This is a genomic window from Flavobacterium sp. GQ95 (assembly GCF_059758655.1).
In genome coordinates this window covers 37831-63263 of the sequence record NZ_JCAXEB010000005.1, presented here as the reverse complement: position 1 = coordinate 63263, position 25433 = coordinate 37831, and the positions used below count along the sequence as shown (strand labels likewise).

At 34.7% G+C, this 25433-nt stretch carries 18 protein-coding genes; 8 read left to right on the top strand and 10 right to left on the bottom strand.

The genetic code is table 11. The annotated features are described in order from the left end of the window. Positions 1 to 9 precede the first annotated feature (9 nt). The 6 genes from AC6CH4_RS11435 (at position 10) to AC6CH4_RS11410 (ending at position 9443) form a co-directional block, all read left to right on the top strand. A complete protein-coding gene (locus tag AC6CH4_RS11435; RefSeq protein ID WP_498103059.1) occupies positions 10 to 1527 on the top strand; it encodes a RagB/SusD family nutrient uptake outer membrane protein in 1518 nt (505 codons plus the stop codon). Positions 1528 to 1701: 174 nt separating this feature from the next. Then, complete coding sequence (locus AC6CH4_RS11430) at positions 1702 to 2880, top strand: glycoside hydrolase family 88 protein (RefSeq protein ID WP_498103057.1); 1179 nt, start codon at positions 1702 to 1704, stop codon at positions 2878 to 2880. A gap of 99 nt (positions 2881 to 2979) precedes the next feature. Beyond that, the gene (locus AC6CH4_RS11425; RefSeq protein WP_498103055.1) at positions 2980 to 5304 is read left to right on the top strand and encodes a glycoside hydrolase family 2 protein; all 2325 of its coding nucleotides are present in this window, start codon (positions 2980 to 2982) and stop codon (positions 5302 to 5304) included. A 147-nt stretch (positions 5305 to 5451) separates the two neighbouring features. Next, complete coding sequence (locus AC6CH4_RS11420; RefSeq protein WP_498103053.1) at positions 5452 to 7260, top strand: glycoside hydrolase family 2 protein; 1809 nt, start codon at positions 5452 to 5454, stop codon at positions 7258 to 7260. A 103-nt stretch (positions 7261 to 7363) separates the two neighbouring features. After that, complete coding sequence (locus tag AC6CH4_RS11415; RefSeq protein WP_498103051.1) at positions 7364 to 7927, top strand: DUF2911 domain-containing protein; 564 nt, start codon at positions 7364 to 7366, stop codon at positions 7925 to 7927. Positions 7928 to 8048: 121 nt separating this feature from the next. Next, positions 8049 to 9443: a serine hydrolase domain-containing protein gene (locus AC6CH4_RS11410; RefSeq protein WP_498103049.1), complete on the top strand. Its 1395-nt coding sequence runs from the start codon at positions 8049 to 8051 to the stop codon at positions 9441 to 9443. A 967-nt stretch (positions 9444 to 10410) separates the two neighbouring features. On the opposite strand, the gene AC6CH4_RS11405 is transcribed toward AC6CH4_RS11410, so the two are convergent. The 3 genes from AC6CH4_RS11405 to AC6CH4_RS11395 are packed head-to-tail and all read right to left on the bottom strand — an operon-like array spanning position 10411 to position 14248. After that, positions 10411 to 12621 (bottom strand): xanthine dehydrogenase family protein molybdopterin-binding subunit, encoded by a 2211-nt coding sequence (locus AC6CH4_RS11405; RefSeq protein WP_498103047.1) that lies wholly within the window; start codon positions 12619 to 12621, stop codon positions 10411 to 10413. An 8-nt stretch (positions 12622 to 12629) separates the two neighbouring features. Then, a complete protein-coding gene (locus tag AC6CH4_RS11400) occupies positions 12630 to 13610 on the bottom strand; it encodes an FAD binding domain-containing protein (protein ID WP_498103045.1) in 981 nt (326 codons plus the stop codon). Beyond that, positions 13607 to 14248: a (2Fe-2S)-binding protein gene (locus AC6CH4_RS11395; RefSeq protein WP_498103043.1), complete on the bottom strand. Its 642-nt coding sequence runs from the start codon at positions 14246 to 14248 to the stop codon at positions 13607 to 13609. Before AC6CH4_RS11395 ends, AC6CH4_RS11400 begins: the two co-directional genes overlap by 4 nt. A 171-nt stretch (positions 14249 to 14419) precedes the next feature. Between AC6CH4_RS11395 and AC6CH4_RS11390 the strand changes: the two genes are divergently transcribed. Then, positions 14420 to 15556: a cysteine desulfurase family protein gene (locus tag AC6CH4_RS11390; RefSeq protein WP_498103041.1), complete on the top strand. Its 1137-nt coding sequence runs from the start codon at positions 14420 to 14422 to the stop codon at positions 15554 to 15556. A gap of 113 nt (positions 15557 to 15669) precedes the next feature. On the opposite strand, the gene AC6CH4_RS11385 is transcribed toward AC6CH4_RS11390, so the two are convergent. Further along, positions 15670 to 16257 (bottom strand): nucleotidyltransferase family protein, encoded by a 588-nt coding sequence (locus AC6CH4_RS11385; protein ID WP_498103039.1) that lies wholly within the window; start codon positions 16255 to 16257, stop codon positions 15670 to 15672. Between the two features lie 11 nt (positions 16258 to 16268). Then, positions 16269 to 17390, bottom strand: a complete 1122-nt coding sequence (locus tag AC6CH4_RS11380; protein ID WP_498103037.1) for an XdhC family protein — start codon at positions 17388 to 17390, stop codon at positions 16269 to 16271. Between the two features lie 234 nt (positions 17391 to 17624). Here AC6CH4_RS11380 and AC6CH4_RS11375 point away from each other — a divergent pair, with 234 nt between their 5' ends. Beyond that, positions 17625 to 17957 (top strand): YegP family protein, encoded by a 333-nt coding sequence (locus AC6CH4_RS11375; protein WP_498103035.1) that lies wholly within the window; start codon positions 17625 to 17627, stop codon positions 17955 to 17957. A gap of 50 nt (positions 17958 to 18007) precedes the next feature. Here AC6CH4_RS11375 and AC6CH4_RS11370 read toward each other — a convergent pair whose 3' ends face one another. The 5 genes from AC6CH4_RS11370 to AC6CH4_RS11350 form a co-directional block, all read right to left on the bottom strand. Continuing rightward, a complete protein-coding gene (locus tag AC6CH4_RS11370) occupies positions 18008 to 18397 on the bottom strand; it encodes a helix-turn-helix transcriptional regulator (protein WP_498103033.1) in 390 nt (129 codons plus the stop codon). 222 nt (positions 18398 to 18619) lie between these two features. Next, complete coding sequence (locus tag AC6CH4_RS11365) at positions 18620 to 19033, bottom strand: hypothetical protein (protein WP_498103031.1); 414 nt, start codon at positions 19031 to 19033, stop codon at positions 18620 to 18622. Positions 19034 to 19422: 389 nt separating this feature from the next. Next, positions 19423 to 21360, bottom strand: a complete 1938-nt coding sequence (locus tag AC6CH4_RS11360; RefSeq protein ID WP_498103029.1) for a glycoside hydrolase family 43 protein — start codon at positions 21358 to 21360, stop codon at positions 19423 to 19425. A gap of 58 nt (positions 21361 to 21418) precedes the next feature. Then, positions 21419 to 23977, bottom strand: a complete 2559-nt coding sequence (locus AC6CH4_RS11355) for an alpha-L-arabinofuranosidase family protein (protein ID WP_498103027.1) — start codon at positions 23975 to 23977, stop codon at positions 21419 to 21421. After that, positions 23977 to 25347, bottom strand: a complete 1371-nt coding sequence (locus AC6CH4_RS11350; protein ID WP_498103025.1) for a glycoside hydrolase family 27 protein — start codon at positions 25345 to 25347, stop codon at positions 23977 to 23979. The genes AC6CH4_RS11355 and AC6CH4_RS11350 overlap by 1 nt, the downstream gene beginning before the upstream one ends. Between the last annotated feature and the right edge of the window lie 86 nt (positions 25348 to 25433).

The following is a 25433-nucleotide window of genomic DNA, read 5'->3' as shown; positions in this document are numbered from 1 at the left end:
AATCATATTATGAAAAAATATATAACCTTATTTTTCTTCGGAATATTCGCTTTTGGCTGCTCTGATCTTGAAGAAAAGCCGGTAGGAATCATTCGCCCTGAAAACTTTTTTAACAATACAGACGACTTACAAGCAGCTGTAAACGGAGCTTTTGCCAACATTGCCCACAATAATTACTGGGGAAGAGAATTTACGATTGCTTTGATGTTGCGCGATGACATGTCTGATATTGGTGACAGAACCACTCAGGCCGCACGTATCGATGTAAATGATATGACGATGAATGATACCAACGCATTGGTAGCTAACTTTTGGCCACAATCGTATATCATTATTACAGCAGCCAATCAGGCGATTGAAGGTGCTAAAAAAACGCCTGGAGATCCTGCAAAAGTAAATGCCATTGTGGCTCAGGCTTATTTTGCAAGAGCTTTTACTTACTATCATTTGGTTCGAATTTTTGGAGATATCCCATACGTTGATTTTGTTGTGAATGACGTTGCTCAGGTTAATTCGTTAGGAAAAACCAAAGAAGCGGAAGTTTATGCTAAAATCATTTCTGATTTAGAATTTGCAAAACAATGGTTAGAAGACAAACCAAAAGTAAAAGCGGTTCCCGGAAAAGGTACAGCTGCAGGTTATTTGGCTTCTGTTTATTTGACTTTAGGAAACTATCAAAAAGCGTATGATGAAGCTAAATATGTGATTAACAATGAAGCTAAATTTGGTTTAGGTCTTGATGCTGATTTTCAGGATTTATTTAATGCTACAAAAACAGCTGCATTAAAAGAACCTTTGTTTACAATTGATTTTAATAACTTAGTATCAGGAAATTACGGTCAGGATTATACAGCCTTTTTTACAGGTTCGTTAAAAGACGACAGTTACAGCTACGGACAAGGATTTTCTGTTGCAGTTCCTTCTTTAAAAGTATTTAACGACTGGGATCAGAGAGATTACAGAAGAGCGGTAAGTTTTGATACTATTATCAGAAAGAAAACCGGACCAGGCGGAGCTTTGCAGGTTTTTCCTTCAAGTGATAACGAAAAAGCACCACGTCCGCATATTGCCAAATATTACCGTTTTCCGGGAAAAGCAGGTGCTAACGGAAGAACTTCGCAGCACAATTATATCACAATGCGTTATGCGGAAGTTTTGTTAACTGCTGCTGAGGCCTTAAACGAAATTACTCCGGGAACTACAGAAGCAGATGGTTATGTAAACCGAGTGCGAGCAAGAGCAAGAAATAAAGCAGGTAAATTAGTTTCTTTCCCTGCCAATGTAACCCCGGGACTTTCTAAAGCCGATTTCAAAAAAATGGTTATTGATGAAAGAAGACTGGAACTGGCTTTTGAATATATAAGATGGTATGACATCAAAAGGTTGAAAAACGGACCGGAAGTATTTGGACCAAATGGTTTTGAACCACATGCAAACTTTGATTCAAACAAAGATTATTTATTCCCATTACCAGGAACTGAATTAGCCATAAACCCTAATTTAAAACCGAACAATCCTGGTTATTAAACATTATCAATTAAAAATTTAGAATTAAAAATTAAAAATCTTTGAAAATTGTAATTATGCAAAACTCATGTTGTCATCCTGATGAAGGAAGGATCACAATAGAAAATATACAAAGATTGGCTATATTTTTAATTCTCAATTTTTAATTTAAAACATTTAGATTAATTAGTAAGTATGAATAAATTTAATTCATCAGTCTTAATTCTTGGATTTGCACTACTGGCATCGTGCAAATCCGGGATTAATTCTCAGACCAAAACCACATCAGCTCCGAAAAATCTTCTGGAGAAAAGATATAAAATGCTGCTCGATTATCCGATTGACTCGATGTCAATGCCACGCAGCATGACCATCAAAACCAATACAATTAAAAAAGTTCCGTCAAGAGACTGGACAAGCGGATTCTTTGCCGGAAATTTATGGCAATTGTACCGATTGACAGGTAATGAAGCCTACAAAAATCAGGCAGAAAAATGGACGTCTTTCAGCAAAAAAGAAAGTAAAAATAGTAATTCGCACGACGTTGGATTCAAAGTGTTTTGCAGTTTTGGAGAAGCGCTAAAAGTGGAAAACAAAGAAGAATATAAAGCCGTTATTATTAAAGGTGCCGAAACTTTATGCACTCGTTTTAATGCTAAAGTGGGTGCCATCAGGTCCTGGGATTTCAACAAAGAAATTTGGGATTATCCGGTAATCATTGATAATATGATGAATTTGGAATTACTTTTTGAAGCCTCTAAATTATCCGGAAATAAAAAGTATCAGGATATTGCGATCCAGCATGCCAACACGACTTTAAAAAATCAATTTAGAGCAGACAATAGTTGTTATCACGTTATTGATTATAATCCAACTACTGGAAACGTAAGAAAGAAAACAACACTTCAGGGTTATAATGACGATTCAGTTTGGGCACGCGGACAAGGCTGGGCTGTTTACGGATTTACCATGTCATACAGATACACCAAAGATCCGGCCTATTTAAAACAGGCCGAAGCGACCGCAAATTTTTTCATGACCAATAAAAATTTGCCTGAAGATGGAATTCCGTATTGGGATTTTAAAGATCCTGCTATTCCAAATTCGGCACGTGATGTTTCTGCGGCAACCGTTATGGCTTCTGCTTTATATGAATTGTACAGTTATACTAAAAATAAAAGTTATTTGGCTTTCGCCGATAAAATAATCACATCGATAAATTCCAATAATTATATTTTAAGTGATGCTGTAAAAGCACCTTTTATTCTGGATCATAGCACCGGAAACTGGCCAAAACACGACGAAATCGACGAACCTATAATTTATGCCGATTATTATTTTCTGGAGGCATTATTACGAAAAAAAGCTTTATAATCAATGAAAAACCGACCGCAGCACAATAACACATTTTATACTTTTGCACTTTTTGTTTTTTTTCAAATTTGTCTGAGCAGCAGTTTTGCTCAGACAAAAATGAATATTAATGACAATTGGCTGTATTTAGAAAACCATACTCCTAACCTTTCCGAAGCTCAAAAAGCTACAAACTGGAATAACATAAATCTACCACACAGCTGGAACGCCGAAGATGCGACCGACTTAAATCCGGGATACCGAAGAGATGCGAGCTGGTATCAAAAGAAATTAAATATTTCTCAAATAGATAAAAACCGACGTTATTCTTTATATTTTGAAGGTTCAAATGTGACTACAAAAGTATATCTAAATGGTAAAGAAGCCGGTGGGCATATTGGTGGTTATATTGGATTTACAATTGATATTACCAATTTAATAAAAGAAGGAAATAACGATGTTTTTGTACGCGTGGATAATAGTTATGATATCGAAATAATTCCGTCCCAAAAGAGCGATTTCTTTATTTATGGCGGAATCACAAGAGATGTCTGGCTGTTATCTCAATACAAAAATCATATCGATAATTTAAAAATTACTACTCCGGAAGTTTCTGCTAAAAAGGCCTCCTTACAAATTCTGACTTCAACAGTAAATACTGAAAATGCTAAGGATTTGTCTTTAACAGTGATTCTTAAAAATCCGAAAGGGAAAAAAGTTGCCAGTAAAACAATTCCTGTATCAGATAAAACATCTAATATAACTTTCGAAAACATTAAAAATCCGGAATTGTGGGATACAGATAATCCTAATTTATATTCCGTAACCGCTATTTTATCCGAGAAAAACCAAATCAGAGACAGTGTAAACGAAAAAGTAGGTTTCAGATGGTTTGAGTTTAAAGATCACGGTCCGTTTTACCTGAATGGAAAAAGATTGTTGATTCGTGGTACGCATCGTCATGAAGAACAGGCCGGTGTTGGAGCAGCAATGAGTAATGAACAACATTGGGCCGACATGAAATCTATAAAAAATATGGGTGCTAATTTTGTTCGTCTGGCGCATTATCCACAAGATCCGGAAGTTTATAAAGCTTGTGATGAACTTGGACTTTTGGTTTGGGATGAATTGCCGTGGTGTCGTGGCGGAATTGGCGGCGAACTTTGGCAAACAAACACCAAAAACATGCTGACTGAAATCATCAGTCAAAATTACAATCATCCGAGTATTATAATCTGGTCTCTCGGAAATGAAATGAACTGGCTTCCTGATTTTCCTGACGGAGATAATACAGCCAAAACAAATGCCTTTTTAACTGAATTAAACGATCTCGCGCATAAACTTGATCCAACCAGAAAAACGGCTATCAGAAAGTATTATGAAGGTTCTCAAATTGTAGATGTCTTCTCTCCTTCTATATGGTCTGGCTGGTATTCCGGAAGTTATAAAAGTTACCAAAAAGCGATTGATGTTTACAAAAAAGAATACAAACACTTTATCCACGCCGAATATGGTGGAGACAGTCATGTGGGCCGTCATAGCGAAAATCCGGTTACAGGTGAAAACGTCATAAAAGCCGAAGGTTGGGAAGAAGCTATCGTGCAAACCAAAGTGGCCAATATTGCACAAATTGGCGATTGGAGTGAAAATTATATTGTTGATTTATTCGACTGGCATTTGCATATATCCGAGAATGATCCAACGTTTGTGGGCAATGTACAATGGGCATTTAAGGATTTTGCAACGCCGTTGCGACCTGAAGATGATATTCCCTATATGAATCAAAAAGGTTTGGTAGACAGAAACGGAGTTCCGAAAGATGCTTATTATGTTTTTAAAAGCTATTGGAGTAAAGAACCTTTCACATATATCGAATCACATACCTGGACGGAGCGTCAGGGACCTGAAAATACTCCTAGAATACTGAGCGTTTTCAGTAATTGCGAGAATGTGACTTTATATCACGATGGTAAATCACTTGGTGAAAAATTGAGAAATCTTTCGCTATATCCTGCAAATGGTTTAACTTGGGATGTCAATTTTAAAAAAGGAGATAATATTCTGGTTGCGATCGGTAAAAATAAAGAAGGAAAAACGGTTTCAGATACTTTAAAAGTAAACTATCGTTTCAACAAAAATGATACGGCAACTTCATTACAATTGTCATCCCTAAAATTAAAAAATGGCAATTATATGGTTACGGCAATTGCAATTGACAATAACAATTTACGTTGTCTGGATTATGAAGAAAGTGTTTATTTTCAATGCCTGAAAGGTGGAAAAACGATGAAAAACCAAGGAACACCAACAGGAAGTGAATCCATTAAAATGGCAAATGGAAAAGCATCGATTGAAGTGGTACCGGATGGTTCTGGTTTGCCAATTGAAATGACGGCTTTAAATCAGAGTTTTAAAGGAGAATATTTGAAGATACCGATTGAATAAAAAGCTTACTTAACCGCAAAGTTCGCAAAGTGAAAACGCAAAGTTCGCAAAGTTTAAAAAAAGCTTTGCGAACTTTGCGTAAAACCTTGGCGGCCTTTGCGGTTAAAGAACATCCCTAATTTAAAATACAACTAATATAACTTTACAATGAAAAAACTATTAACCGCAATCCTCTTAACCACAACTATTTTAGGATTTGCACAGAATCAAAACCTAATCTCAAACGTTCCAAACCGAAATACGACTTCATTAAACGGTGTATGGAATTATATTGTTGACCCCTATCAAACGGGCTTTTACAGTTTTCATCTTGATCAATACGACAAGCAGGAAAAACCGGCAAAATCTGCATTCTACAGTAATTATCATGCGGTAAACAAACAAGAATTGGTGGAATATGATTTTGATAAATCACCACAAATTAATATTCCGGGCGATTGGACTTCGCAGGTTCCGGAGCTTAAATATTACGAAGGAAATGTTTGGTTCAAAAAATCTTTCGACTATGATTTGAAAGCAGGAAAACGTCTTTTTGTTTATTTGGGAGCGATCAATTATAAAGCAGATGTTTATTTGAATGGGAAAAAACTTGGAACACATATTGGCGGATTTACACCATTCAATTATGAAGTAACCTCAATTGTAAAACCAAAAGACAATTATTTGGTTATTAAAGTTGATAATACGCGTCATAAAGAAGATGTTCCAACCGTCAATACCGATTGGTGGAATTACGGCGGAATCACGCGTGATGTGACTTTGATTGAAGAAGAGGCTTCATTTGTTGAAGATTATAACATTCAGCTTAAAAAGAATAATGCAGCTTTGATTTCAGGTTTTATAAAAATCAGTAATCCTGATGCTGTGAAGAATACTGTGACCATTACAATTCCGGAATTAAAAATCAATTATAAAGGAAAAGTGGGTGCTGACGGTCTTTTAAACTTCGAAATTCCGGCTAAAAAAATCTCATACTGGTCACCTGAAAATCCAAAGTTATATGATGTAACAATTGATTTTAACGGACAAAAATTAAAGGATAATATCGGTTTCAGAACAATTGAAACCAAAGAAGATAAAATTCTATTGAACGGAAAGCCAATCTTTTTACGTGGTATTTCAATTCACGAAGAGAATGCAAAAGGCGGACGTGCCAATTCTGAAGAAGATGCTTTGCGTTTGTTGAACTGGGCAAAAGAATTGGGTTGTAATTATGTTCGTCTGGCACATTATCCACACAATGAAAACATTATCCGAACGGCTGATAAAATGGGATTAATGGTTTGGGAAGAAATTCCGGTGTACTGGACCGTAGAATTCACAAATAAAGACACTTACAAAAATGCAGAAGATCAATTGACTGCTGCCGTTACCAGAGATAAAAACAGAGCTTCTATCATTATTTGGTCAATGGCCAATGAAACCCCGGTTTCTGACGCCAGAAATACTTTTATCAAAAATTTGGCAGATCATACCAAATCTTTAGACAATACGAGATTGATCAGTGCGGCTTTATTAACGAAAAAAGAAACAATCAATGATGAAATTGGTGAATTTCTGGACATCATTGCCTTCAACCAATATTTAGGCTGGTATGGTGGGAATCTGGAGGATGCTGAAAAAATAACCTGGAAAACCAAATACAACAAACCGGTTATTGTATCTGAATTTGGAGGAGATGCAAAACAAGGTTTACACGGTGAGAAAAATGAGCGTTGGACAGAAGAATATCAAGAATACTTATATATTCAAAATTTGAAGATGATTGAAAAAATACCTCATCTTAGCGGTTTGAGTCCATGGATTTTAGTTGATTTCAGATCACCAAAAAGGCTTCTTCCGGGCGTTCAGGATGGATACAACAGAAAGGGATTAATATCAAATGATGGTGATAAAAAGAAGGCTTTTTATATTATGCAGAATTGGTATGAAAAGAAGAAGAAAGAGCAAAACTAAAATTAAGAAGCATTACCAATTCATTAACAAAAAACAAACTGTAATTATATGATTTTTCTTCATTATTAACTTACTTTGTAGTTATTCTAAAAATTGTAAACCTATGAAAAAATTATGCTTACTGGCAGTTATTTTATTTGCTGCCGTTACAGTTCAGGCTCAAGATGTGGTAAAATTTGCTCCGTTAGATGCAAGTCCGGTTGATATTGTTTATTTCCCAAACAAATCTGTTAAATTCAAAAAAACAGATACTCCTTCGCCATCAATTAAGGTTATTTATGCAAGACCTTCCGCTAAAGGACGTGTTATTTTTGGAGATTTGATTAAGTATGGTGAAGTTTGGCGTGTTGGTGCTAACGAAAATACAGAAATCAAATTCTACAAACCGGCTACAATCAATGGTGTTGCAGTTCCTGCAGGGTCTTACAGTTTGTTTGCCATTCCTGAAAAAGACAAATGGACCATCATTATCAATAAAGAAGTTGATTTATGGGGTGCTTATGCTTATGATGAAAGCAAAGATGTGGTAAGAATTACAGTTCCTGTTAAAACAGTAACTACTCCAATTGAATCATTATCTATAGCTTTTACATCAAAAGATGCGATAACAAATTTGGTTATCGGCTGGGATAAAACAACGGTTGAAGTTCCTATTACGATCAAATAACAAATCGTTATTTTAACGTAAATATCAAAGAGACACTTAATTAAACAATAAGTGTCTCTTTTTTTTGTTTAATATTGAAGTAAATTTAACATTACCAAAAACTAACCAAAAACCACAAAGAATGAAAAGAACATTTTTACTTCTGTTATTTCTATTGTCCATTTTTTCCGGATACTCGCAGCAAAAGTTTAAGATTACGTATGAACAATTAAAAGAATATGAAGGTATTTATGAATATCAAAATAATACTACTTTACAAATAGCAGCGTCGCCAAAAGACACGATTTTATATGCTATTATCAACGAAAGCAAATATGCGCTGAAGCCTTCAGAAAAAGACATCTTCCTCAATATGTCTAAAGAAAAAGTAACCTTCTTAAGAAACAATACTGCTGTTATTACGGGTTATACTTCTGAAGGAAAAACTTTTAATCTCATCAATAAAAAGGTCATTTTTCCCAAAGAAATGTGGTATCCACGACTTAACTCAAAAGATTTTAAATATGTTTATCAACAACCCAAAAAAGATCTTGATGGTTTAGTAACGGGGTCGATCGATAATACCGTGTTGGATAAAGTATTATTGAATGAAATGATGCAAAAAATTGTTGACGGCACGTATCCAAATGTGCATAGCGTTTTAATTATAAAAGATGGAAAACTTGTATTTGAAGAATATTTTTACGAATACAACAAAACGAAGTTGCACGAAATGCGTTCTGCTACAAAAAGCCTGGTTTCTGCACTTACCGGAATTGCGATTGATAAAGGTTTAATTAAAGATGCAAATGAAACAGTACTTTCTTTTTTTCCTGAATACACGCTTAAAAATCTAACAGAAGATAAAAGACAAATTACAATCAAAAACCTTTTAACCAACCAAAGTGGTCTTGATTGTGATGTAAGCAATCCCAAATCAGAAGGAAATGAAACTACCATGAATTATTCAGATGACTGGGTAAAATTTACCTTAGACTTACCAATGGTTGATGTACCAGGCGGAAGAGGAATGTATTGCTCCGGTAATCCGATCACATTGGGGAAAATCGTTGAAAAAGCAACAAAAATGACACTTCCTGATTTTGCAAAAGAAACTCTTTTTAAAGACATTGGTATAAAAAACTTTAAATGGAATTTTAAACCAGATGCATCGAGTGCCGAAACATTCTGTCAAATTTATTTAACTCCGAGAGATATGGCTAAATTTGGCTTGCTTTATCTAAACAAAGGTGTTTGGAATGATAAACAGGTTATTTCTAAAGGATGGATTAACGAATCACTCACAAAACAATCTGTTGTTCAGGGTGTAAATTATGGTTATTTATGGTGGATTAAGTATCTTGAAGTTAACGGAACTAAATATTATGGAAAAGCTGCGCAAGGAAATGGCGGGCAGAAAATTTATATTTGGGAAGACCAAAATATGGTCACTGTTATTACTGGCGGAAACTATAATTCACAATCGCCAAGTGATGAACTAATTCAGAAATATATTTTACCTGCTTTTAAGAAGTAATAATTAGAAAATGAGACAATTAGATTATTGGGTCGTTGGATCTTAGAGAATTATAATAAATGTCTGAAATACTATTATTTATCAATGTTTTAAAATACAAAAGGCTGTCAAAATTGACAGCCTTTCATGAATAAAAAATGGAGTAATAAATAACAAAGTAAAAAACTTTCATTTTTTTTTGCTAGTTGACATATTTTCAGATACATACAAAAAATGTCAGTTTTAAGATTAAAACATGGGAATTATATAACATTTAAATGAAATTATATAAACATTATGTGTTTCACAAATGTATATTTGACACTTATGATGAAGATTTCGGTTTAAAATTGTTCCACACACCTACTAAAAATCGTAATTGAAATCGTAAAAAAGATAACCAAAACCAATTCCAAAATGGTGCAGTATTACAACAACGTAATATAGTTTTATAGAACATAAAGAAACTATATTATGTCCCCCAAATAATAATGTAGTATTCTTCTATTTTCATATACTTCTAAAAAACTTTGATTGCAATAAACTGCATCATTTTTTTTAGCTTAACCTGCTTCAATTAAAATTTTATACTTCCGTAAATCCAAATACATAATGTGGGGATTATATAAGATTTGACAAAAATTATATAAACAGCATTTTTTACCTCCAACTATTTTTGAGTCATGAATTATAATCCTGAGAAAATAATAAAACCAACAACGGAAAAATGATGCAATATCGAAACAAAATATCAGTGCAAAATTTATAACAACAGACAGTAATTAAAAAAACTACCCTTTATATCCCATCAATAATATGTAGCATTTTTTTAATTTGTGTCTTTTAAATCTGGTATTTTAGTTTAGGATGTTTTGCATCATTTTTTTATGATATCAATTCAAAAAGTATTCATTTTACTTTAATTAAAAAATCCCTTTAAGGAAGCCAAGACTTCCTTAAAGGGATTTTTCAAATTTAGAATTAACTATTAAGCTGTCGCTACGTTTGGTTCCAGTATTTTATCCAATGTAATTGGCAAATCACGTACACGTTTTCCGGTGGCGTTAAAAACGGCATTTGCAATTGCAGGTGCCATTCCAACCAAGGCTGTTTCACCAAGACCTTTTGTTCCCATAGGGTTACTGATTGGATCTTTTTTATTGACGAAAAATACTTCCTGCTTTTCAATATCGGCATTTACAGGAACATGATAATCGGCAAAATTATTGTTTATCGGACGGCCAAAACGATGGTCAATTTCTAATGCTTCCATCAATCCCATTCCGATGCCACCTACAGCTCCTCCAAACATTTGTCCCGCAGAAGTTTTCTGACTGATTACTGTTCCAATATCTGCGCAGGAAACTACATGTGCCAATCTGATTTTTCCTAAATTTGGGTTTACCAATACTTTTACAAAATGTACAGAAAATGAATAAATGGAATATTTTTTTGCTTCCTCAGTAGCTTTCGATACATTTTCCACTTCAAAATTTTCCAGCTTATTGGCACTCAACAATGAGGCCAAAGAAACGGTTTTCGAATTGTCTTTTTTAGATGTTATTACACCATTGGCGAAAGCCAAATCAGTAATAGCGGTTCCTTTAAAAGTTGAAGTTTCAACAGCCAAACCAAGTATTTTACTAACCAATAAATTACAGGCATCGTGAACTGCAGAACCTACAGATGAAGTGGTTGCAGATCCTCCCTGAGTTGGGCCTTTTGGAAGTCCGCTTTTTCCCATTTCGATTACTACATTTTCTGTTGGTATTCCGGTAATTTCAGCTCCAATTGCTGTCATCATGGTTGCTGTTCCGGGGCCCATATCATTTACACTGCATTGTAGTACTAAATTTCCATCGGCTAAGAATTTTGCTTTTACAGAAGTTGGACTTCTATAACAGCCAAAAGTTCCGGTTCCCATTCCATAACCTACCAGCCACTCGCCCTCTTTAACCGAGCCTGGTTTATTTTTACGATTTTTCCAGCCTATGCGTTCCATTCCGCCTTCATAACATTCCAGAAGATATTTACTACTCCATGGTTTGTTTTGTTCCAAATCCTTTTCTGCATAATTTAGTTTACGGAATTCAATCGGATCCATATCTAATTTATGCGCCAGTTCGTCCATCGCACTTTCTAAGGCAAAAGAACCAGTCGCTTCACCTGGACCACGCATCCAGATTGGCGTACAGGTATCCAATTTTACAATACGATATCGTGTTGAAACATTATCGCAATTATAAATAAATCGGGACATGTTTACTGTTCCTTCCATAAAATCTTCATAACTTGAAGTCATCGCTACAGCTTCGTGAGTCAGACCAATCAGTTTACCCTCTTTTGTGGCGCCTAAACCCATTTTTTGAATGGTATAAGGTCTAAATCCAACATTGGTAAACATTTGCTCTCTGTGAAGTACTAATTTAACCGGACGGTTTAATTTTTTTGATCCGATAAGTGCTGCTATTTCATAAGGCCAGGTATGCAATCCCATTCCGAAAGCACCACCAAGATATTCCGAATTTACAGAAACATCTTCAGGTGGAATTCCAAACACGCCACCTATACTTCTTCTTGTTCCTTCAACTCCCTGACTTTTGGTATAAACTGTTGGTTTATTTCCATCCCATTTAGCAATAATATTAGCCAATTCCATCGGATTATGAACTTCAGTCGGAATAATATATTCTTCCTCTAAAACAACAGCGGCATTTTTATAATTGTCGCGAACTCCGCGATGATAATCATCACCCTTGTCGGTCTCTACTTTTTTCTCTTTGTCTTTTGCTTTTTGAAGATCTGTGATATGTTCTTCTTTGATATATTCTGCTTTAATTAAACTTGCTGCATATTGCATACGCTCAAAAGTATCAGCAACCACCATCACAATTGGCTGATCGTAATAAAGAATCGTATCGTCTTTGAAAACCTGAAGTGGTTGTCCAAAATTGTGAGGATCTTTTGCTTTCTCGTATCCAGCAGGTTTATCTACATTCAAATGCGAAATGACAGCTAAAACTCCCGGCGCCCATTCGGCTTTTTTGGTATCTATACTTTTGATCCTTCCTTTTGCTATTGTACTTCCAACCAAACATGCGTACACAACACCATCCGTTTTATATTCGGCTGAATAGGTTGCAGAACCCGTTACTTTAGCAAACCCATCTACTCTATTTATATTACTTGTCTTGCTCATAATTCAAATTATTTAGATGATGCTATAGTTAATGCTTCTACAATGGCATTTGGTCCGAGAACTAATTTAAAATCATTATCTCCGTAACCTCTTGCTCCTTTCATAGCCAAATCAGCTGCTTGTCTGAAAATTGTTTCTGAAACTGTTTTCCCTTTTAGAAATTCTTCTGCTTCAATAAGTCGCCATGGTTTATGCGCGACGCCCCCCATTGCAAGTCTTACGTCGTTAATCGTATTATTTTGAATATCTAAGGCTGCAGCAACAGAAATCAGTGCAAAAGCATAACTGCTTCGGTCACGAACTTTTAGATAGTGAACATTTTTAGTAAAGTTATTATTCGGAATTTCAACTGAAGTAATCAATTCCTTATTCTGAAGTGTATTGTCTTTTTCTGGAGTATTTCCCGGAAGGCGGTGAAAATCAGTAAATTTAATTTCTCTTTTCCCTTTTGGGCCTTCCACTAAAACTGTTGCATCAAGCGCAGCCAGCGCCACGCACATATCACTTGGATGAACAGCAATACAACTATCCGATGCACCAAATATAGCGTGCATTCTGTTTGATCCGCCAATAGCACCACAACCGCTTTTTGGAACTCTTTTATTGCAGGGCATATCAGTATTATAAAAATACGAACAACGCGTACGCTGCAACATATTTCCTCCAACTGTTGCCATATGTCTAATTTGCTGAGAGGCTCCGGCACTTAAAGCCATTGCTAGCAAAGGATGTTTTTCTATTATTTCTTTATCTTCGGCAACCTGGCTATTTTTTGCCAAAGCACCAATTGCTGTTTTTCCGGTTAGGAATTCGATCTTTTTTAAATCTAATGCGGTAATGTCAACAAGTTTGTCAGGAGCGACAACGTTCTTTTTCATCAAATCCACAAGATTGGTACCTCCGGCAATAAACATAGCGGAAGATTCTTTACCAATGCTTGTAACAGCCGATTTTGATGATAATGCTTTTATGATTTGAAAGTTTTTCATGATAGCATCCCTCCTTCCTTAACTTCGGTAATGGCATCAACAATATTGTGGTAAGCACCGCAACGACAAATATTACCACTCATATATTCTCTAATTTCTTCTCTGCTATTGGCATGGCCTTCTTTGATGCAGGCAATTCCAGACATGATTTGTCCGGGAGTACAATAGCCACATTGAAAACCATCATTTTTGATGAAAGCTTCCTGCATTGGGTGTAGTTTTTTCCCTTTTGAAAGTCCTTCGATTGTAGTAACCTGAGCATTTTGCTGCATGGATGCTAATGACAAACAAGACAAAATTCTTGTGCCATTAACGTGTACCGTACATGCTCCGCATTGTCCGTGATCACAACCTTTTTTCGTTCCGGTTAAATGTAATTGTTCACGTAGTAAATCCAATAAAGTGGTGCGGGGCTCGACATTGAGATTCTGTTTTACTCCGTTTACTTCAATAGAAAGCGGAACCGTTTCGAGATATCCGGCGATTTTTTCATCCCATTTATTTTCAGAGGCCATCACCAGTGAAGGCGGCGCCAAAGCAAGAGCGGTAAACAATCCCGACTTTTTTAAAAAGTCCCGACGAGATGCATTCGATTCATCTTCTGTCAATTTGTCTTTGGTTGATTTTTTGGCGGCCATACCTGGTATTTTTAAGTTAGAAAAAATCAAAAATGTTATTCCTAACAAATTTAACAATCCTACGCAATAAATACTTATAAAATTCACACAAAAACGTAATTTATTTGGGTAATAAATAAGAGATTGTTTTAAATTACAAAATTGTATTTTTACATCTTTAAGTACTATTTTATGCCTCAATTACGCACTATATATTTAGACAATAATGCGACAACCCGTCTTGATGAACGGGTGCTCGATGCAATGCTTCCTTTTTTTACGGATTTATATGCCAATGCAAGCAGCAGTCATTTAGCCGGACTGGAAATTCAGGAAGCTGTTGAAAATGCTGCCTGGCAAACGGCTGAATTAATTGGTGCCAAAGAAGAAGAAATCATCTTTACTTCCGGTGCAACAGAATCAATTAATTTAGCCATAAAGGGATTGGCAAATGAAAACAAAAAACATATTGTGACTGTAGCAACAGAACACAAAGCTGTTTTGGAAACTTGTCGCTATATGGAAAGTATTGGCTTTGAAGTTACTTACTTACCCGTTGCTTCAGACGGAATTTTAGATGTTAATCTTTTAAACAAAGTAATTACAAATAAAACACTGATTGTCATTGTAATGATAGTTAATAATGAAACAGGAGTCATTCAGAATATTGCTGAAATATCAGCTATTATTCATGCTGAAAATGCACTCTTTTTATGCGACGCCACTCAGGCTGTCGGAAAAATTTCTATTGATGTAAAAAAACTCGGAATTGACCTTCTGGCACTTTCTGCACATAAGTTTTATGGTCCAAAAGGTGTTGGTGCCTTGTACATTTCGGCGGAAGCCAAAATAAAATTGTTGCCATTACTAAACGGTGGAAACCAGCAACGAAAATTAAGAAGCGGGACTTTAAATGTACCTGGTATTATTGGTTTAGGTAAAGCGTCTGAAATTGCTGTTTTAGAAACAGATAAGGATCATAATAGAATTATACTATTGAGAGATCAGCTAGAAAATGGTCTCTTAAAAATTGAAGGGTCATTCTTAAACGGAAATACCCAAAGCCGAATTTACAACACTTCAAATATTTGCTTTCCGGGAGTAAATTCTGAAAAGCTTATTCTGGCTTTGCAAAATATTGCGGTATCAAATGGTTCTTCGTGTTCTTCAGTTACATCGGAACCTTCGCATGTATTAAAAGCTTTAGGTTTAGCTGATGAAGATGCTTTGAGTTCGATACGATTTAGTTTAGGCCGATTTACAACTGCGGAAGAAATTGAGGAGACTATTGAAAGAGTAACGGCTTTGACAAAACAATTGAAAAGATAAATACACATAGCTTTTTTAATCTCGCAAAGACGCAAAGGCGCAAAGTTTTATTTTTAAGCTATTTCTTTGCGAACTTTGCGTAACTCTTGGCGTTCTTTGCGGTAAAATTCAATTTACAATTCAGAAATAAGCTTATTATAATCCTCTTCTGTATCAATGTCGATATTACCTTTTTCAAATAGAACTGAAGCCGTATCTTCTAAAAATTGGCTAATGATTTTTTTGGCTCCTTCCTGCCCTTTTAAATTCAGCAATTCGTTAAAGTATTTTTTATCAAATAAAACCGGTGTTCCTAATGTTTCGGCATAAGAAGAAGCCACAATTCTTTTTCCTGTTTTATGGTATTCATCAATTAAATTTTTAAAAATGGAATGGGAAATAAATGGTTGATCGCAAACGGCAAGAATGCATTTCTCTATTTTAGGAAATAATTGTAATGCTTTATTTAAACCAATATTTATAGATGAAGACATTCCTAATTCCCAATCTTGATTAAAGGCGGTTTTAATTTTAGAAGAATCTATTTCTTTTTCTATTAATTCGTGATTTGCACCTGTTACAACAATAACAACAGCCTCTTTTATTATAGAAACTTCTCTAATTATATGTTGTAAAAGCGTGGCATCTTTATACAGCAACAATTGTTTTGGCTGTCCTAATCTTGAAGAATTTCCTGCTGCTAAAATTATAATACCCGTCATCAGTTCTATTTTTAGATTATTACTTTTGAATCGTGTATTTTTTGTGTTTTATATTTAAGCGAAGCTCCTGTTTTTCCACTCATAACGGCTTTAATTTCTGCTATAATGGATAAGGCAATTTCTTCTGAAGTTTCAGCACCAATATCAAGTCCGATTGGGCCGTAAATACGATTCAATTGTTCTTCACTTAAAGTTATTCCTTCTGAACTTAAATCGTCGAGCATTCGGTTTAATTTTGATTTTGGCCCCAGAATTCCAATGTATTTACAATCAACTTTTAAAAGCAATTTTAATACCGCTAAATCATATTTGTAATCATGGGTCATTAAAACGAAATAAGTCTGCTCATCGACCTGAATATTATCCAGAAATTGTTCTGGTTTTACAACAGAAGTTTGTCTGGCTTCAGGAAAACGTTTTGTTGTAGCATGTGTCGCTCTTCCATCGCAAACTGTAACTTCCCAACCTAATAAGACTCCTGTGTTTACAAGTGGCTGAACATCATTGCCCGCACCTGCAACAACAAGAGCAACAACTGGTTCTATATACTCAATTAAAGCTTCGTTTTCATCCTCGTCTTGTATTTTTTTTATGATGGTTGTCTTGCTTTCAAGTGCTTTTTTCACATCCGGAATAGTGTTTATTGCGATATCGTTACTATGTAAAATATCTGAATCTTTTCGATAAAACAATACTGTTCCTATTTGTGGTGCATTTCTTTTAAGCGAAAAAATAGTTAATATAATTGCCGCTTTTCGTTCGGTTTCTAATTGTTGTAAAAGCTGTATCGGATTATTGATTAAATCATCATTAATATATTCAAAAAGAATATGAACAATTCCGTTGCAACCCAATTGCAGCCCAACTTCACTATCATTTTCATTAGTGGTGTTGTAGGTAATTAATTTATTTTGTTGCTGATGAATTGACAGTAATGCTTTTCGTAAAGCATCGCCTTCTAAACAACCACCACTAATGGCGCCGGTAAGATTTCCATCCTCAGTAACCAACATACGTGCACCGGGTTGGCGATAAGACGAGCCTTCTACTTTTACCACAGTGGCAAGAGCAGTCTTTTTTCCGGCCTTTTTTGCCTCTGAATAGGCTTTTAGAATTTCATTAATTTCCTTCATAGTAATAACGGTTACTAACAAAAGTAGATAATTATTTTTTTGATAAAGATCTAAACCATTAAAAGTATTAACTCAAAGAAGTAGTTTTTAATTGAAATGTGCTTTCTGAGGCTTATATAATGTGTAATGTTCTAATATTCAATTTTATTTTTCTGAAAGATTAATTTATACCATCAACTTTTGTATTTTTATTAAAGCAAAGTTTATTTAATACCTAACTTAAAAATAAATAATATGGGAAAATTTGTAATTACTAAAAGAGGAAACGGCGAATTCCAATTCAATTTAAAAGCAGGAAATGGGCAAACAATTTTAACTAGTGAAGGCTACAGCACAAAAGCGGCCTGCACGAACGGAATCGAGTCTGTGAAAACCAATTCACAAGATGATAGTCGATACGATAAAAAAGAATCCAGCAACGGAAAACCATATTTTAATTTAAAAGCAAGCAACGGTCAAATTATCGGATCAAGCGAGATGTATGAAAGTACATCGGCCAGAGATAACGGAATTGCATCAGTAAAATCAAATGCTCCCGATGCAGCTGTAGATGATCAGACTTCATAAATTATAACAATACAAATTAAAAACGAGGCTCAACACCTCGTTTTTTTATACTATATCTGACCGAATTTTCTTTTATATCGATTTAATTCTTCTTCTGTTTTAATTAAAAGTTTTTCTAATAGCTTTATTTTATCTTCATACAATTCTTTTAAGGCGGCACTATTATCAGAATTAATTAAAATATTTCCATTATTACTATTTCCTTTTACTGTATTTATACTATTAAAATATCTTTCGCTGTCAAAACTAATAATATCTTCTACGCTAACTTCTAAAATCCGGGCTATTTCAACCAATTTAACATAGGTTAAAATAGTTTTTCCCTTTTCAATTTTACTATAACCCGCCTGGGTGACACCAAGTTGATCTGCCATATATTCCTGGGTATAATTTTTTAATTCTCTAATGCTTTTAATTTTATTTTTTATTGAAGTGGCCATAAGTTTTATTTGGGGGACGTGTATAGCTAAATCAGCTGCTACTAAACTTAAGGATTGTAGCTATATTTTGAAAATCTGATAATGCTTCAAATTTAGGTTAATGAAGCAGAATTTATCTATTTGTTTATTTTTTTTCTCGTTGTAATGATAAAACCGTATACGAGAGCAACAATAATAAAAGCCAAATCATAATCAGATATTTCGAGTAATAATCGATTCATTTTAATGCTTTTTTTTGGTTTGATGCAATATTCGATAATATTCATGATTCAGGTACTCATCGATTTGCTTTCCAATTAGCGGGCGGTCCAGAACATCAATTTTAACCTTAATTTCTTTTTGATAAATGTCTTTTACAATCACATAATATTCAAATTCGATCCTGGTGTGTAATCTTAAAATAATTAGGATTGTATAACAGAGCAAAGTTGGTATTACATAATATAAATCCATTAAATCAGTAAAAAGCATGCAGTAATACGCCACAGTCGTAACGGCAATAAAAGCTCCGTTTATAAGAAGATAAGTCTTCTTTTTTTTTAATAAAATAAGCTCTGCAATTTCATTAAAATTGTATTGCCATCGTAGTGATCCATAGTAAAATTGCACCTGATCATGGGTAAGGGAAATGAACATAATAATTAATAGTTTTAAAAATAATAGAATCTATCTTTAAGAAAACCCACAACAAACACTTAATAAAGAGTTAGTTACAGTGTAAAAAAAGCTATTTGAAAATATAAAATGTTACAGCAACACTTCATATCACAATATTACGGAGAATCTCTATTTTTTTTCTTACAAACCATCTTATAGAATATAACCAACAGTTGTAATTAAATCCAAAACATCAATTTTTACTGACATTTCACAAAATACGTTTAACGTTTCACTTATATAATTAAACAAAACTTACAGTATTGTTTTTTATTACAATTATATTCCTACCAATTGAATAAATGCAAAAAGCCATTTCTTTTGACAGAAATGGCTTTTTATATTTTCAGAAAAATGATACTAATAAACTATTTTATTGCATTTATTCCGGTGTGGGTTGGAGTTACCTGCCTGATTGTTCCATCAGCATTAAACTCTAATTTATCGATACAAACTTCCCGGTGAAAACCACCGGCATCTCCCATTTTTATTCCTGTTGGATAAGAAAAACGGTGATACGTAATGTACCATTCGTCTTTATTTGGAATTTGTAAAACCGAATTATGTCCTGTCGCATAAATTCCCTGATCAGGAATTCCCTGGATTACTATATTGTTTTCCGGAATTTCAATTGGACCTAAAGGTGATTTTGACGTTCCGTATCTTACTTTATAATTAGGACTTCTTGTATCGTCTTCACTCCATAAAAAGTAATAAATTCCTTTTCGGTAAATGATATAAGTTCCTTCTCTGAAAGTTTTGTCAACCTGAATTAATTTAGTACTTCCTTCTTTAATCGAAATCATATCAGCATTCAACTCGGCGACAGCCATATAACCATTCCCCCAATACAAATAACTTTTACCTGTTTTAGGATCTGTAAAAACATCCGGATCAATTTCCTGACCGCCTTTTACACCATCGGGTCTTTTATTCACCAAAGCTTTTCCGCTGTCTGTAAAAGGTCCAGTTGGATTATCCGAAGAGGCTACTCCAATTTTTTGAGCCGCTGTGAAATAATAAAAATACTTATATTTTCCTTTTATCTTTTTCTCTACAATACAAGGCGCCCAGGCATTTCTATTTGCCCAGCTAACGTCTTTTCGAAGATCAACTATAATTCCCTCATCTTTCCAGTCAATCAAATTATCTGATGAAAAAGTTTTGAAATAATTCCCGGACCAGCCATCAAAACCATCACTGGTTGGATAGATGTAATACTTTTTTGTTTTGTTTGAGTATAAAATTTCCGGATCGGCGTAATACCCTTCTAAAACCGGATTATTATTTATTTTTGGAAATTTCTCCGGCATTCCCCATTTCGAAATTAATCTTTTCAATTCAGATCGCGTAATAGGTAAAATTGTTCCGTGACGCGGATTAAAATCCATTGAAATATCATTGTCGATTACAGTGAAATTTTCTAAATCCTTACTTTTTGTAAATTGATATTTTCCTTTGGTGTAAACATCATACATTAAAATATAATCATCAGAATTGTTTAGCTTGAAAACACCTGCACCTTCGACAGGATCTTTTGTCTGTTGCAGATAATTGTCGTTTTCTGTCCAGTTTCCGGAAGTCAGATCGGTTGTTGTAGCTACTTTTATTCCCGCTTTTTCGGTTTCTGTTTTATAAAAAAGATGATACACACCATCTTTTTCAATAATATCGCCGTCAATACAGGATCTTTCAGATTTTGGAACAAATAACAATTTTGGAACGCTTTCTAAACCTGTAAAATCTTTATTGGCGTAAGCATAATAAATTTTATCCGGACCACCTGCATGTTGCAAACTAAAGTAAATCAGGTATTTTCCTGCCTTGGTATCATAGATAGTCTGCGGTGCCCAAACTCTTTTCAGATTTTCGTTTCCGGGAAAGGTTGTTTGAATGTTTACAACACTACTTTTCCAGTTTACAAGATCTGTACTTTTTAGCAAAACCATCGCACGATTACTATCCCAGCCTTTCGAAGAAGTCATATCCGTCAAAACCATATAAAATGTTTTGCCATCGTCGCCACGTAAAATATGCGGATCACGAACACCTCCCGTTGAGCTGATTACTTTGCTGTCTAAAACTGGTTTATTATTATTGAGATGATAATAGTGATAACCATCTGCGCTAATGGCAAATCTAACCGCTTCATCTTCAACAGAATTTCCGGTGAAGTAAACAAATAAATAAGCTGTTAAATCCTTTTCTGCAATTATGGGCGGAATTCCTTTTGTAGTATTGTTTTGAGCTTCTAATAAATTAAAAATCATTAAAAATAATACAAGACTAAAATGTGTTTTTCTCATTATTCAATTAATTTTTACGCTGTATTCTTTTTCAAAATTTGATCGGAATAATCTACAGCTATTTTGTTTTTATGCGTATTACAGTGAAAGAATAAGGAAGCAGTTCCTTCGAAAACGCTTCTTTAATTGTTACTTTTTGAATGACTGGTCTTGCTGTTGTATTTGTCGGATTTCCTGAAAGGACTGTATAACTTACATTTTCAGTTGTCGAAAGATCTTTTAAATCAATCGAAGGTGTTACTGAAACCGGAAGAATGTTAACTAACTTTATAATTAGATCACCCGAGGCGTTATCCTGTACCACAGACACACCAAAACGTTTATTAACTTCATTATCAGCATCGGAAAGCTTAACTGTATTTTGCAGATAAACATCTCCTGGATTTTGACCATAAAGCTGCTGTACAAAATAATTGACAGTAGGTTTTACTTCATTTCCTGTAAAATAAATCAAATCAGGATTCCATTGAACATGTTTTTCACGGGCTAATAATGGCGCGTAAGAGGCCATTGAAACTACATCTCCATTGCGTTCTACAGCAGTTAAATATATTGCTTCAGACAAAGCATTATAAAATTTATTCGCACGTGAAGCATATTCTCCTAAATATACTTTTGATTTCGTGCGGTCATAACTATCGTAAAAATCCTGGTTATTAATAAACCAGCCTGGGCTTTGATAATAATGTTCGTCTACAATTGGCAGTTTTAGATCATCAGCAATTGCCCAGCCTTCATTATAATCTGTTCCTTCATTAAATGGACCAACAGTACCAATTACAATTATTTCAGGGTATTTTTGCTGTACTGCTTTTACAATCATTCTATAACGCTCTTCAAAAACATCACTAATAAGATCTTCATTTCCAATACCAATATATTTTAAATTAAAAGGCTTTGGATGACCTGCTTCGGCACGTTTTTTACCCCAAACACTGGCTGTGCTTCCATTTGCATATTCAATTAAATCTAAAACATCCTGAACATACTCGTCCATATCCTGCATTGGAATCCCAAATTGCTGTCCGGCGCCTCCATCAGAAGAATTTTGACAAGGTACACCGGCAGCTAAAACCGGAACTGCCTCTGCTCCCATATCTTCGCAAAACTGAAAATATTCAAAATATCCCAATCCCATCGATTGATGATAACCCCAAATGTTTCGCATTGGAATTCTCACCTCTAAAGGGCCAATGGTATTTTTCCAACGATAAATATTATGCAGTCCGTCGCCATGCGCAACACATCCACCAGGGAAACGAACAAATTTTGGATGCATATCAGCAATTGCTTCGGCTAGATCTAAACGCAGTCCGTTTTTGTGATTTTTGAATGTTTTTTGAGGAAAAAGAGAAACCATGTCAATAGCTGTTTCGCCATTGGTACTAATTTCTAAATGCGCATCTTTAACCTTTTTTGAAGATTTTAAAACTATATTTATTTTCTTCCAAGAATTTGATGGGCTAAATATGGCTTCCGCCAAAGTTTCTCCGCTTGCCGATTTCAAACGAACAATTGCTTTTGAACCTTTTGCAAAAACACTAAAATCATATTTTTCATTAGCTTTCAAAGCAATTCCATCGAAACCAGAGTTGCTGATATTTCCTTTTGAAATTACAGCATAATTAGGATTATTTGAATGAATTGGATTTTGTTTTTCAATTTTAAAATCGCCACTCCAAGCCATTGTCGCGTTCCATTTTTCATCTCTTTCTTTTTTGTCGTGCAAGGCATATTCGAAATCACGGTTTTGAATCAATTCTCCGTACAAACCGCCATCAGCAGCGTAATTGATATCTTCAAAAAATACTCCAGTTAGCATATTGCTGATTTTTTTTGATTGCTGGCTATTAATCGCAATTTGAGCTTTTATGGGTTTTAATCCAGTAAAAAGCAAGCTATCACTTTTTGGAGAAGTATTATCTTGTTTATCTCTAAATTTTGCCGATTCCATATTGCGAATCATATTATCAACCAAACTCCAGTCAACCTGAGTCAGGGTTCCCTGTACAACTTCGCCTTGAATCGTAATTTCGCTTCGCAATTTTAAAGACGCGCCACTGGCATCAAGTACCGAAGGATTGTAATTTTTAAAATCTTTAGTCGCACTGTAATAATTTTTTCCGCTTTCGCTGAAATGAACTAAATATTGACCGTCTTTTTGACTGATCTGTACATTCAAAATAACCGATTTATCTTCGCCTTTGCCAACAAAATTTTTCATTCCCTGAATGTAATTTTGTCTGCCCCAATTCACTAAATCCTTGCTTTCTGAATGCGCAAAAACATTATCTTTTACACTCCAAAAGCAATGAAAAATCCCCGAATTGTCGCGAACCAAAAACGGTTCAGACATGCTTTTTCCTGTTGGTCCCCAGCTTCCAAAATCTGATTTTAAAAAGCTGTACTCAGGACCTATGGCAAACCAATTTTTCTGGTCTGTGCTCCAGGCAAAGTGAAGTCCGTTTCTCCCATTATTTTTTAATGTTGAATAAGCAAATAAATATATTTTATCTGGTTTTTCTTTGGATGATTTTAGCCCAAATGCTGAGAATATAAAAATGATTGCAAAAAGTAGTACTAATGCTAAAAGACTATTTTTTAAAAATCGCATCATTATTTTTTAGCTTTTAATTGATATAAAACTGAAGCATGTGCTTTTAAAACTGTTGAAATTTCTTTTGAAGAAAGTTTCGATTTCTCGCCTGTCCACATATTTAAAGTATCAACATTTCCTGAAATTCCCAAATCAGAAAGATTTACCGAAACAGTTTGGGAAGCCGTATCCGAAATATTAAACAAAGCCAAATAAACACTTCCGTCTTTAGGATTCTTTGAAGTCACTGCAATTTTTCCGTCTTTCTGGAAAAGCTGTTTTACATCGGTACTTTCGTTGTGCATTTTAGCCACATCTTTATTAGTTAATAAGGATAAAGTAAAAGCATCGTTGCTTGGCAAATCTCCACCAAAAAACAAGGGTGATTTAAAAATATTAAAGAAAGTAATTAAGGTATATTGCTCGTCTTTTGTTAAGCGTGTCATTCTGTCTTCGCCACGTTCTCCCCTAACTGAAATACGTCCTAACGGAATCATATCGCAGTCTGGCCAGGTTCCTGGTGCAATATGTGGATACCATTGTTCGCTTACTTTCATTAAATGTGTAATATGGGGCCAGGTATCCCAAACGTCATCAACCATACGCCACATATTGGCATGTTCTTTTACGTGTGGAGCTGCGGTTATAGGAGTTTCTCCCGGAGAAGTACTCAATACAATTTTGCGTCCACATTTGTCAATCGCATTTCTAATCAGGTTGATTTCGCCTTCGTGATAGGGCCTGGATAAATCATCAATTTTGATGAAATCAACTCCCCAACTTGCATAAAGCTCAAATATAGAATCATAATATTCCTGTGCTCCCGGCTTATCAGCAAGAACAGTGTAATTATCCTTTAACCATTCGCATTGCAACGCTGTAGTATAAATTTGATCTGCTGTGATTCCGTTCGCACCTTTAATTGGCATTTTGTCTTCTACTGCTTTTTTCGGGATTCCGCGCATAATATGGATTCCGAATTTTAATCCTTTTTTATGAATATAATCTGCTAAAGGCTTAAATCCTTGTCCGTCTTTTGCTGACGGAAAACGATTTACGGCTGGCAAATATCTTCCATATTGATCGATTACATATCGTGGATCGGTTTGGTTATAACCTCCTGCTTTGTCATTTTCTACAAACCATCTGATATCGACAACGATATATTCCCAACCAAATTTTTTCAGGTTTTTCGCCATATAATCGGTATTAGCTTTAACTTCGTGCTCCTCTACAGTTGGACCATAACAATCCCAGCTGTTCCAACCCATTGGGGGAGTCTGTGCCCATTGTTTGAATTCACCTTTTTTAAAAACTTTTGTCTGGGAATTAGAAGAAACCGATACGAAAACCAACCCTAAAATTAACGGAACTATATTTTTTATTTTCATTTTAATCTTAATAAGTGTTAATAGCACACTTCAAATATAATAAACTTTTAGTCATTTAATACAATTAACCTGTCTGCTAACCAAAA